Origin of the sequence: cyanobacterium endosymbiont of Epithemia clementina EcSB (genome assembly GCF_029919255.1) — a bacterium.
GTDB lineage: Bacteria > Cyanobacteriota > Cyanobacteriia > Cyanobacteriales > Microcystaceae > Rippkaea.
Window position 1 is genome coordinate 1,250,759 of record NZ_CP123991.1, and the last position, 12,659, is coordinate 1,263,417.

General features: G+C 31.4%; 6 protein-coding genes. 2 read left to right on the plus strand and 4 right to left on the minus strand.

The annotated features are described in order from the left end of the window. Positions 1–466 precede the first annotated feature (466 nt). Entirely contained in the window at positions 467–1,819 is a 1,353-nt protein-coding gene (locus P3F56_RS04125; protein WP_281153515.1) for a helix-hairpin-helix domain-containing protein, read from the minus strand. A 3-nt stretch (positions 1,820–1,822) separates the two neighbouring features. Between P3F56_RS04125 and P3F56_RS04130 the strand changes: the two genes are divergently transcribed. Next, positions 1,823–2,140 (plus strand): glycosyltransferase family 2 protein, encoded by a 318-nt coding sequence (locus tag P3F56_RS04130; RefSeq protein WP_281153516.1) that lies wholly within the window; start codon positions 1,823–1,825, stop codon positions 2,138–2,140. Positions 2,141–2,925: 785 nt separating this feature from the next. Here P3F56_RS04130 and P3F56_RS04135 read toward each other — a convergent pair. Together P3F56_RS04135 and P3F56_RS04140 are read right to left on the minus strand one after the other, a co-directional pair. Then, positions 2,926–3,264: a hypothetical protein gene (locus P3F56_RS04135; RefSeq protein ID WP_281153517.1), complete on the minus strand. Its 339-nt coding sequence runs from the start codon at positions 3,262–3,264 to the stop codon at positions 2,926–2,928. Positions 3,265–5,687: 2,423 nt separating this feature from the next. Further along, positions 5,688–6,992, minus strand: coding sequence for an ABC transporter substrate-binding protein (locus P3F56_RS04140; RefSeq protein WP_281153518.1), 1,305 nt, complete (start codon positions 6,990–6,992; stop codon positions 5,688–5,690). 2,124 nt (positions 6,993–9,116) lie between these two features. Here P3F56_RS04140 and P3F56_RS04145 point away from each other — a divergent pair. Further along, complete coding sequence (locus tag P3F56_RS04145; RefSeq protein ID WP_281153519.1) at positions 9,117–9,695, plus strand: hypothetical protein; 579 nt, start codon at positions 9,117–9,119, stop codon at positions 9,693–9,695. 680 nt (positions 9,696–10,375) lie between these two features. Here P3F56_RS04145 and P3F56_RS04150 read toward each other — a convergent pair. After that, the gene (locus P3F56_RS04150; protein WP_281153520.1) at positions 10,376–11,716 is read right to left on the minus strand and encodes a GTP-binding protein; all 1,341 of its coding nucleotides are present in this window, start codon (positions 11,714–11,716) and stop codon (positions 10,376–10,378) included. Positions 11,717–12,659 lie beyond the last annotated feature (943 nt).

Consider the following 12,659-nt stretch of genomic DNA (forward strand, 5'->3'; position numbering starts at 1 on the left):
CTTTTAGAAAGTCTGATGTCTAGCAATTACTCTTTTTTAACCACTTTGTTAGTTTATACCTATTCAAGCTAAACTGCTTATTATTCCATTTCAGATGATCCATATGCATAGAAATATGTGACTCAAATAACTTCCACTACTTACTAAGTATAGAGAAATAAAAAAATTTAGAGCTTCAACTTGTGCGACGAGCGACCTTATCATAACTGACTCTCAATGGAGAGAAAAAAACTTATTTAATTTCTCTAGTCCTTTCCCTAAAATTAGAGTTAGAGTGCATTCACTGCGCTAAATTAAAAACTAATAAAAGATTAAATTCTAATTCTACAAAAACAAAGCCCGCCTTCGCCGACTCAATTAATAGGTTATGTAGACAACCTTTGCTTGTATGTCCTAACTTTTTAGGATTTAAGTCCATGATGTGTAATGCGTAATGTTGAGCAGAACTGAGACTATAAAATTCAATTCACTGAGCTACAGACATTAAAGAGCTAGTGTAAACAAGAAATTCAGCATTCTCAAGAGAAGAAATGGCCCTAAATTCATTTTGTACCCAATAATTTTGACCGAAACGGATAAACTTTTGTTGATCTCCAATACTAATAATGGCAATAACTGGAATTTTAGCTTTTGTTTTATCTCTAGAATTTTCCTGAAGAATTCTTTTTAAATTCTGTTGAGAATTTTTATTAACTGCTTGCTGAAGAGTTAATTTAACTATTAGTAGTTTTACATTTTCTATAACTTCTCCATTTTCAATAATGAGTTGAACTTTATCATCTCGACGGTCAACCTTACCCCAAATAATCAGATGGTTATCTTCAATCAATAGTTCTTTAATGCGTTCATAAACATCAGAAAAAACTACCCCTTCTGATTGTCCTGAAATATCCTCTAATGTTAGAAATGCCATCTCTTTTCCAGTTTTAGTCACTATCTTTTTGACCTCATTAACCATCACAACAGCACTAACTTTAGATTTGTATCTTTGATTCTCTAATTCACTCAAATTAACTGGGGATAAAATTTGAGCTGCTTTTTTAACTAATTTTAAAGGATGATCAGAAACATAAAAACCTAAATGTTCTTTTTCTAATTTAAGTCGTTTAGGTAAGGAAAAATCAGCTATAGAAGGAGAGCTGGGTTCCTGCTCAAATTTAGACTGATTGTTGGCATTATTCTGGATATCATTTCCTAGCATATCAAAGATATTTAATTGTCCAGTTTCTTTTTCTTTAGCTCGTTTTTGTGCCCAAGAAATAATCAAGTCAAGATCATTTATTAATTGATTTCGATTGGCTTGTACTTTATCAAATGCTCCACAATAGATTAAAGTTTCTAAGGCTCGTCTGTTGACTACTCGTAAGTCAACACGACAGCAAAAATCGGACAGGGATTTAAAATCTCCTTCTTTATTTCTAGCTTTTAATATGTTATCAATAGTTCCTTCTCCTAAATTCTTAACCGCCGATAATCCAAATAGAATGTTATCCCCAATAGGAGTAAAATCTTTTTGAGAACGATTAATATCAGGAGGATTAACATGGATTCCCATCTTTTGAGAATTTTCTCGGTACTTTTCTACCTTATCTTGATTGTCACTACTAGCCGTCAATAAAGCCGTCATGTATTCAACAGGATAATTTGCTTTTAAATAAGCGGTTTGATAGGTTATATAAGCATAAGCAGTGGAGTGAGATTTATTAAAGCAGTTAGATGCAACTGCGCCGTTAGCCAAGACAAAATTATGATCTTGAACAACTCCAATATCATAAACCGGTCGTTTTCCTAAAGACTTACAACTAATAATTTTAGTCATGTTATGTCAACCAATAATTTTTTAAAAAAATATGAGAACTTCTCTAAACAAATAGGTCTAGCTATAGTTATCATTAACTATCGTACCCCCAATTTAGTCATTGACTGTTTGCGTTTACTGCAAAAGCAAATAGACATTAATGAACATTGCGTTATACTGGTGGATAGTACCTCTAAGTGTGACTCAGTTCTTATGTTAAAACAGCGTATTCTCGATAATCAATACAATTCTTGGGTCACACTGATCGAATCTCCTGTCAATGAAGGATTTTTAGCAGGAAATAACGTTAGTATTAAAGCTGTCACTGCTAATGAGTGTTGAGTTTTATATTTATTAATACCAAAAGTAATCACTAAATAATTTTTTATTAACTAAATAGAAATGCGAAGTATACCAAGGAAATTAAAATCTATTAACTCTCATTGTAAATAAAACCCTACTCGATAAAATCTTAGAAACTAAACAGAAAACCGACAAATCAAATGCTAAACTAATCTAGTATTTGATTTATTAGTTTTCTGTTTACAGCCTGGTAAGATGTTATAAAACAACTCTGACTTCAGAGCCTTAGCCACATCAGAGAAGAATGCAATCTTAAATTGATCCTCAACGACTCCTAATAATTATTAATTAGTACTAAATTAGTACTAATTAATAATTATACAATATTTGACACACAAATACCGGAATGCGACTTAAGAAGTTAAGTTCTCTAGACTTTATTGCTTGACAAGACTAGTGTAAATACGGCTACGGCTCATCATTATTAGCACGGCGATAAAAGCAAAACGAGATTTATAGTCAATGTCCAAAGAATCAAATAAAAAATACTACTTTAATCGGATTAATAACTATCAAAATACCCCTCGTACTTTTTACTTTCGAAGAGCAAACAAGTAAATAAATTTTTTAACCTCATATAACGAAAGTATTAATCCGAAACTGTTTGCTGGGGCTTATGTTATCGCTGATAATTTACCGTTCCATAAAGCTACAGCTGTAATGACTTTGAAAGCTGCTCAATCAAAAGGAATGGAGTGAAACTTGCCACTTACGGAGAGGACTGCTTTTTAATACTAGTATTAAAAAGCAGTCCTCTGTCAATATTAATCTTCATCTAGTGCCGGAAAAGCTTCTTCAATTTTCCATAAACTATCTTTGTTTTCAATAACCCAACTACGAGTTTCTGGTGTCAACTGCTCCCAAACAACATCAATTGGAATATGGGGAGATGCATACTGGTATTTTTCTCCAAATTTCTTTAAATCTTCGGCAACGTTGTCAGAAATACCAAAGTAAGACCAATCAACTTCGAGTCTCATCCCAGAGACACCACCCGTTGGATCAAAAATCAATTGCCCGGTTCTCACTAAATCGGCAAAGTGTCTGGGTTCAAGTCCGGTGATTTCCTGGATTTCTTTTGCTCGGTTATTAGTTTGTTTCATAGGGTTTTATTCCTATACAGTTATATATCTATTTATACCTATTAAGGGTACAAAAATCAACCCCTCTTGCTTAAGAATCTTTACTTTAGATATTTTTGAATCAATTCAAAAAAATTGAAATTTAGTTGACATTAATAGTTTCCATAATCACTATAGTGTGGAGAAATTGATTAAGTTAAGTTTAGTGGTTGATAAAGAGCCCTTTATCATGAAGGTTGCTATCTTCATTTAGAACTTAAATTTTGATACCTACTGTTCCCGTTAGCTATACTTAAATCTTATATGCGACAAAATATAGTTACTTATGTGAGATTTTAAAATCTCACATAAGTAACTCCTCAGAAAAGTTAACAAGAATTAATACTTGATTTATACTCACCTAAGTATAAGTCAGTAAAATTGCGAGTAAAAATGTTAAGACCTTACGAAACTACTAATCTATAAACTTAAATCATGCCAAGATTTTTATATAAAGTCTTTCGGTAGGTCAATGGGATCCTTTGCTACTATAGTAACAATATGAAGAAAAGAAAAGTTCTTAAATCTTAGAGACTAGATTGATATTTTTTGTCAAATTAAATGCAGGTTCAACACAATAAAAAATTGTGGAGTCACTATTATAATTTGTCAAGTAACTAATCAAGTTTTAAAACTTAGGCTACTTAGCTAAAAACAATATAAATATATAAGATTTATATGTGTTCTAGAACAAAGACTGGTGTTAAGCAAAACAAAAACAAGTATTGCAGTAAAACTAAAAGTTAACCAGTTTTACTTTTCTCTATTTTGTAGTTTGCCAATTGTCTTTATCTCAAACATAAATTTTAGTTAACGCTTTAACTTCTATCTAATAGATTAGAGATAAATCGCATTAACTGACTAACTTTTAATATTATTTATTGGATTCATTTTTTAAACTAATTTAAATCTTCCTTTCTCAGCTATAATGTATTTTTAAATTTATTAATTAGGAGGTCAATATTCTGCCTTTTTTAAAAAAATAAATTCTATAATTTTCTCTTTTATTTTGAAGGTTCTTTCTTTGATTTATAGGTAAATTTTTGCTAAAAAAATATTAAGTAAAGTAGTATCAATAAACTAATTAATGTAGAGTAGACTTCTACTCTCATTGATAATGAGTCAAAAATAATCGAGATATTTTGTAACAATATGTCTACAATTGCTACAAAACGCTTAACATTAAGATTTTAAGCATTTTGTAGTTTTTAAAAAAACTATCTTTAAATAGATAGTTATTTTTAATCTTTTTAAAGTAATTAATAGTAGAGCAACAGAAACGTATATTTAATGCTATTTCTTATTTTGTGAATTTATTTTCTTTAAAAAAAAACTTGATAAAGAAGCTGTTAGAAGATAATAGTCTAGATTTTATCTGCCTAAATTAATGTTTTCTAAAGCTTGTTTTTCATTTTTACAGCAATTTTTTACATTAATGGAAATTAATGTAGTTGACCATCGTTTGAGATAGAGTTTAATCTTAACTTAGTTTTCTAATTTAAAACTACCTTCTTTTTTAGGTAACTCAGCTAAAGAAATTCCTGTCAATAGATGAATCAAAGTAGTTCTTAAAGCCTATAAATTGGATGGAGGGAATGCTTATCCCAAAAATTGTTTTAAGGAAGTAAAACCACTAGTTGCCACAATTTAGTGACATTAGTTTGGTCCTAAACTGCTCCAAAATCAATTAAATCAATTTGTTTATCTTCTTTAAAAATCAAGTTACTAAGTTTAATATCTTGATCTTAAACTGGGGATGTAGTCGATGAAGATAGATGAGTATCTTGAGAATTTCAGTCGCAATAAATCAAATTCTTTGTTCTGAAAATGTTTCTCTTTGGTCCAAAATTTCTGGTAAAAATATCCCTAGGATATAGTCTTGTACCAAGGCAAACCAAGAAATGCCATAACTATTTTCTAGAGCAACCTCAAAATAGTTTCGATAGCCAGGAATACGAGGGTGATTTAGAGCTTGTAAAACTTAGAATTCTCTTTTAAACAAAAATATAAAATTGTTACCACTGCATGTGGGGACTAAAAGCCAACAATTTTAATATCACTTTTTTATAAGATTTTGGACGAAATAGAAAGTCAACAAAATCTAACTATTTCAAGCCTAATAAATTAGACTAACTTGTCGAAACATCTTTAATTAGCCATTTTAAATCATGAGCTAACCAAGTTTTATATTCAACAGCAGTTTGTCCCAAGTAGATTTGTAATTGGCAATATTTTTAGATAAAAACCAGAATGTAAACATAATTTTTATCCAAAAAATTGATAATCAATTATTTTTTTTATTTCTAAAACCTTTTATTAAAAGGAGGAAAAAAGAAAATGACTATCTATCAATTCCCTCCGGAGGAGAGTTAGGGTGGAGCTATTTCTGTTTCAAAAAGAGGTGATTATTCATTGTTCATTCTCGAAGCAATATTATTCCAAGTATCTGCCGCATCTTGAACTGCTTGTTCAACAGTTTTTTCTTTAAGCATGGCAGCCTGTAAATTTTCGTAAATAATCTGTTGCAGCTTATTAATATTTGTCATCGACGGAATTAACACTTCAGCATCTTCAAGCTGCATTGCACTAACTTGAAGGGCTTGAGTGATGAGAGTTGTAGTCTCAGACTGTTTTTTTAAGTCTTCTATGTACAGTTTGACACCCTCTACTGTCGAAGGAAGAACATTCGCTTGTTTGGCAAACCTCAGTTGATTTTCCGTATTGGTGACAAAAAGAGCAAATTTCACTCCATCGTCTGGTTTATCAGTATCACGGGGAATAATTAAATTCATCACTGCCACATTTTTTTTGCCTGTTTTTCCCGTAATTTGGGGAGCAGCCGCCGAAACTTTAGCAATAGTAGGAGCATTGTTTTCGATACTGGCTAAAGATTCGACCCCTGAGGAAAGTAAAGCTGTTTGTCCTGACTGATATAAATCGATCGCATGGCGATGTCCTTGGGTTAAAACTTCAGGAGGTAACAAGTCATTTTGATACATATCAACCCAATAGCCAAACGCGGCAACACCTTCAGGGGTATTAAAAGCAGCTTTTCTTTGTTTGTCCACTAGCTGAACTCCCATCTGCACTAAAGATTCCAAAACCTCCCCAGAATCTCCAGGTACAAAAGTAATAAACATGGCATATTTGCCCGTTTCGTTGTGGAATGTTTTTGCAAATTCGGCCAACCCGGCAAAGGTTTTTGGCGGGGTTTTAAGATTAGCTTGAGAGAGCAATTCTTGATTATAAAGGGTAATATGGGTAGTTAAGTACCAAGGAATGCCAAAATTAACATCGCCGAGCGTGCTTGCTTGCCAAATTTTAGGTAAATATTGCTGTTGAACCTCCGGAGAAACGTAGGATTTTAAGTTTAACCAAGCGTTATGACTAGCCAGTTGAGAAGCAAAATTAGGATTAAGGTTAACCACATCGGGGGCAGTTTTTGCAGACACTGTTGTTAAAATTTTGCTTTCCATAGCTTCCCAAGGTATATCTATCCAACGGATACTTATCTCTGGATTCTTCTTCTCAAAGGAATTGATAATCTCCGTGAAATAAGTAGTAAATTTAGGTTGAAGCTGCATTGTCCAAAATTCTAACTCTTGATTAGATGCTGTCGGAACTCCAGGGTTGCAACTGATGAGCCAGCTTACAACAAATCCCAAAAAACACCAAAGGACAAGTGGTCTAGGTTTTACAAATCTATGCATTGTTTGCCAATGGGAAATAGAAGCAATATTCTTAAGTTTAAGACTAATGGATTTATATTTAGAGTAGATTCACAATCTCCCCTAAAAGAACTGAACTCCTTGAAAAATTTAAGCTAAACCAGATTCTATGATCAGGAAGTTTATCTAAAGTCCTCACCAACCAATTCTACAGTGATTTAGGTGTAGTAGCTTCTAGAATAATTTATATTAGATCATCTTAAGTCCTTATTTAAAATACTTTTAGGGATTCTAGTTAAAAATTACTCCCGAGAGGTTTGATTGAGTCCAACTGTCCAAACGTAAGCAAACCTATTGGGTTGTCTAAGTTTTGTAGTGCGGAAGTTACTTCAATTTTTTTGAAGAGGACATAATATCTAACTCTTTTTTCTGAGAGCATTTTAAAATGTTTTTTATTTTCTTCCTTCCAATTTTTTTCTTCTACTTCTTAGAAAATCCTATAATTTCTCTCTTCTTTTTAAGAAATATCTAGGAATTATTTTTCTGATCATATGTCCTAATAGTCTCATCCAATTTAGAATTTATTAAACTACTTATCTCCTCTATATAGGAATAATCTTTCTGCTTTTATTATGCAAAATATTTTTGGGTAGAAAACAGTTTTAATAGTTCTTGTCTTTTTAATTAGACTAGCTAAATTTTAGGCTAGTTTGCATCTAGAGATCGCTATATTAAAAATATTTAACTATTTTAAAATTTACTTATTAATAAGATATTAATCAGGCAATTAAATTAATTAAAAGATAAGTTTATAGCTTTACTATTTTTGATTAGATTAGAATCTAATGATTTATTTAATAAGTTATTTTACTGATCTATAACACCCTATCTAGGATATTATACCTTGTTTATTTTTCTGATATTTCCTTTGCAAAAAACAGTCTTAACAAAAATTATATTCTTTTTTATTTCTTTTATATTTAATTTCTTAAAATTGTTGTAAATGGCATATTAATTTGCATATTAATTATTTATAATCCTACATCGATATTACTTAATCACTGTTATTATTATGTTTTTTAAGGATGTTTATAAAACAGTAACAAGAGATAAATTCTATCTTTCACACCAACTGTGTAACTAAAGATACCATTGATGGTTTTAATGTAAATACGAGTATTCACGAGTATTTTAGGAGATAATAAAAAAATAGATTTCGACAAAAGTGCTGAAAGTTGTATGATTTTTACCTTTACCTGTCTTTCTAAAACCTTAGATTAAGCCTTAGTCAAATCTATTGTCTGGACTTTAACTTTAAATAAACTTTCTACTGCTAAGACATTTGCCCTATTATTAAACTTAACTGGTTGCCAATTTTACACATAGATCATCGGTGAAATACTATGATTACTAACCCGAATACACTCTTATTGAATTATCTGTATAGAAATGAAAAATATAAAAAATTAAACCCAAGTTCAATACTCCATATTTAACGTAATAACTCCAGTAAAAACGGATAAAATTTTACCTCTAGTTAAAGAAAGTATTTAGAAATAGTTAATAGAAAAAATATTTTCAACCATTAAAGTTGTACTCAAGAACAACTTCGAGCCAATAATTACTACTATTTTCACAACTAATTTATCCTAAAAAAATTTTTTAACTTAACTTTTAGCCCAACTACCTTAATTCGATTTTTAACTAATTAAAGCAAGATGGCTTTCTTCTCCATGCTGGGAAAAGTTCAACTACTAACTTAATCCGGTTTGAATATCACCTCTAAGAGAGAGCAGTTGAACAACTTCTATGATATGACTCAGTTCAACTTATTGAAGAATTTATGCAGTTGAAAAAGCTCTCACTAAAGAACTGGTTAGAATTACGACAGAACGTGCCCCAATAACTTTGAGAAGTTGAGTAAACCTAATAGTTTTTTTGTTCTGGTTAAGGAACGAACTGTATGATTCAATATATTCTGTATGCTTTTCGGAAATTCCATAATGGATAAAATGAAGTCGTGTCACAAGAACAAGTTAAAAGTGTATCCCAACTAGGAAGGTAAAATTAATTACCTATTATAAATTAACTTGATTTTTTTTAGTATCTATGTTTAAGATCCGAGATAATTTATGAATTTCATCGGTAATTATGGTTTGAACTTCAATGATAATGTTACTTGCACGCCTACAGTCTTTGACTACCATTGCTCTGATTCCCGTGAGTTTATTGATTCCAAAAATGTCCTCTCTACCCGTCGTTGCTGGGAATGCAGATTGGAATCAATTCGATGTCTGTATCACTGAAATTGCCCAATATGGGGTCGAACAAGACAAAGCTGCATTAGCCTGTTCCGATGCACTGATTCCTAAAGAGTTATCCCAATGTGTTACCATGATTAATGGAGCTACTCCTATTGAAGGGGATGATGCCCTTAGTGCTTGTTATCAGGTGAGGCGACCTATTGATTTAGGTCACTGTGTGGCGGATATTTATAATGCAATTCCTAATCTTTCTTTAACATCTACTGAAACATCTACTGAAAACTTGCCAACTACTTTAACAGAACCTTTTTTGTTAACTCTTTTGACTGCCTGTCGAGCAAGTTTGCGTCCAGGGCATTATTCAGAATGTGTCATTGCAGTCAACCGAAATCTCCCTGATGTAACTCCGATTAAAGCATTAAACATGTGTCTTGCGGCTGAAGATTTTCCTAGTGCTTTGTTTCCTGTTCACGAACCATAAAATAAGTTATCTATTGATAGTCTTCCATCCTCAATCACTATCGTGATTTCGCAGGGGATGTCAAGACAATCTTATTAGTAACGATGGAAGAGAAGAAAAAAATTACTTATACAAAACGCCTATACGCTCAATATATTTAGGCTAAAAATTTAGTTAACTGCAGATGATTATTTTAGATAATCACTAAGTAATTAATTAAGTTAGCTAGTCTTTCAATTATCAAAAATACGAAGTTCAATAATCTTGAAAACACAAATTACTATTATTTAAATATAATGAATAAAAATAATATCTTTTACTTGAAGATGTAACTGAACTGAGCCTCTGAACTCAGGAGGTTTCAGTAAAATGATTTAAACAATATGTAGGGAAAAATTTATTAGCTGTAACTAATTTAAAAGAACTAATTGCAGAAATTCGAAGACATGACGATATTTTACTTAAGGAAAGTCACTATTGACTAGAAAGTTTATCTTGACTATTTTATCGTTAGTTAATTATTAGAATGAATGCTAAAAATATTGTTGATTATATCATAAAAATCTGTGTGATTCTGCGATTAGAAAAAATAGTTATTGATAAAACAATTAACTCATTATGAAGATGGTGAGTATTTCTTTGAAAATATATTTTCATATTATTGTTTTTGCTATGATGGAAAAATATTTAATTTTAAACCTCTATAATTTTTCTCGTAAACGATAAATAAGAGTATGAGGATCAACTTCACTAATAATATTTTGGATAATAGTACTTGGACCTACCGGACTCCAACTACAGCCTTTCTCTAAATACTCTTGAGCCGCTTTCCCAACAATGTAAGCATAATACCCGGCAATTCCACCCTGCATTGTAGCTGTACTCCCATACGTCATTAATGCGGCTGGACTTTCAAAAAAACTAACGGCAGCAAAAGTACTTTTTCCAATTCCCAAAACGAATAAGGTGATCAGTTCCCCTAATAATAAGCCTCCTGAACTAACAAGAATTTTTTTCCAAAGTTTTCCCGCCTCATAACTGGTAATAGGCAATCCATACAATCGAGCTAAAGCTCGAATTAAAGCCAAATCAGTTATCGTCCCTCCAATAATATCTAAAAAGGCAAGAGGATTAATTGCAACAGCTAGGGCTTTAGATTTAGTAAAATTCCAAATAATAGTCTCTGCTTCTTTTTGACGAATTTCCAGGGTTTTTCTGGCAATATTCTCTTCTGCTTCTTTTGCTTGCATTAAGACATTTAAAGATAATAATGATCGCCCTTCTTGATTCAGAACAGTTAATATTTTTTGGCGTAACTCCTCTACTTGAGGAGATGGCGTTTCCCATTCTTCTGTCACTTTACCATCAGGATATTGAACCTTTACAAGAATAGGTTGGGGTTGAGCCGCTACCCTAACAATTTCTTCGGGAGAAAGAATAGGATTTTTCTTGTCTATTTTTATTGCTTGTAATTGTTGATAAATTTCTTGACAATCTTGGTAAGGATAAAGATCAATTTTATTGAACACTAAAATTAGGGGCTTTTGACTACGTTGCAGTTGCTCTAATGCTTCATATTCAGTACGAGTAATATCCCCCGCTACCACAAACAGAATTAAGTCAGCTTGATAGGCTACTTCTCTAGCCATATTTGCCCTAGTTTCTCCTTCAATCTCATCTAGTCCAGGGGTATCAATAAATTCTACGTAAACTTTACCGCCAGGAGGTGTCCAGCGAACAGATTTCGGCCACTGAGTCACCCCATGCAGAGGACCTGTATCGAGAAGTGTTTGTCCAATCAAAGCATTAATAACAGCAGACTTACCTCGACTTACTAAACCAAAAGTCGCAATTCTAATGACATTTTGTTCAAGTTTATCTAAAGCTCCTTTGAGGATTTGTAAATCTTTACGAACAGCAGCTTGGAGTTTAGGATCAGGGGGACGATTCCAATGACGACGAAAACTCCCATACCAAGACAGAGCATGCTGAAGGCTAGCATGAGCTTGTTGAAGATGAATTTCCTGTCGAGAAGAAGGCATATAATTTACACTACCTACTGATTGCTGATGGCAAACATTTAGCTAAGTCATAGCGAATATTAACAATTTGAAAAATTCATGACTATAGTCATGACTATAGTATAGAGAGTGACACATCTACAAATTACATTAGATATGCAGTTTCTAACATAGATAAAGCAATGACTACATGATTATGGTAACCGAAAAATGTTCAACAATGACCAAATATCTTAGAAGGTAAGGGAATTAAATTTTAGTTAAAATGCTCTAAAATAAAGTCGCGATAATTTCAATAATTCATTATTTTTGATTTTGACTTTAATTATTGATTTACTCTTTATACTTCATTGTTACTCACTTAATAAAAACTTATAATGCACTAAGTAACTGAGTTCAATTTGTTTTCTGTTTTTTAAATAGACAGTCATTAATTGCACATAATTACTTGAATATCCGATGGCAATGTTCGATAAATTAATTTCATTTGATTTAAAAAATATATTTTGCTAAGCTTATTTAAGCTTCAATTATCTTATTAGGATAAATATATAATATTAAATTATAAAGTCTTGAAACACATTGAAAGACTTTATAATTTCTGTTGTCTATAAAAAATAGTTGTTCTTTTATACTTCTATATTTAATTAAAAAGGACTCTTTTTTGTGATTTAAAATCGTCAATTTTGGCTGTTTTTATTCATTACATATCATTACTATAAATAATATCAATGCCCAAAAATATCGAAAACCGATTACACTATGAACATTGCTATTTAGCAATTAAATACTAAAATTAAATACTAAGTATAGAGATGTGAATTAGAGCTAACAGTTAATTTATTGGGATAAGTCATGATAACTATTTCTTATCTTAATAATTTTTTCTTTTTAATTTTAGCGATCACCTATCATCTTTCTCACAGCTCTAGTTCTAAAAAGTAAGTCGGTAAACATTCCCTAG

Excerpts from the sequence above, each read along its gene's own strand:
- P3F56_RS04150 (WP_281153520.1), bottom strand. The coding sequence starts at position 11,716 with ATGCCTTCTTCTCGACAGGAAATTCATCTTCAACAAGCTCATGCTAGC.
- P3F56_RS04140 (WP_281153518.1), bottom strand. The coding sequence starts at position 6,992 with ATGCATAGATTTGTAAAACCTAGACCACTTGTCCTTTGGTGTTTTTTG.
- P3F56_RS04145 (WP_281153519.1), top strand. The coding sequence starts at position 9,117 with ATGATAATGTTACTTGCACGCCTACAGTCTTTGACTACCATTGCTCTG.
- P3F56_RS04130 (WP_281153516.1), top strand. The coding sequence starts at position 1,823 with ATGTCAACCAATAATTTTTTAAAAAAATATGAGAACTTCTCTAAACAA.
- P3F56_RS04125 (WP_281153515.1), bottom strand. The coding sequence starts at position 1,819 with ATGACTAAAATTATTAGTTGTAAGTCTTTAGGAAAACGACCGGTTTAT.
- P3F56_RS04135 (WP_281153517.1), bottom strand. The coding sequence starts at position 3,264 with ATGAAACAAACTAATAACCGAGCAAAAGAAATCCAGGAAATCACCGGA.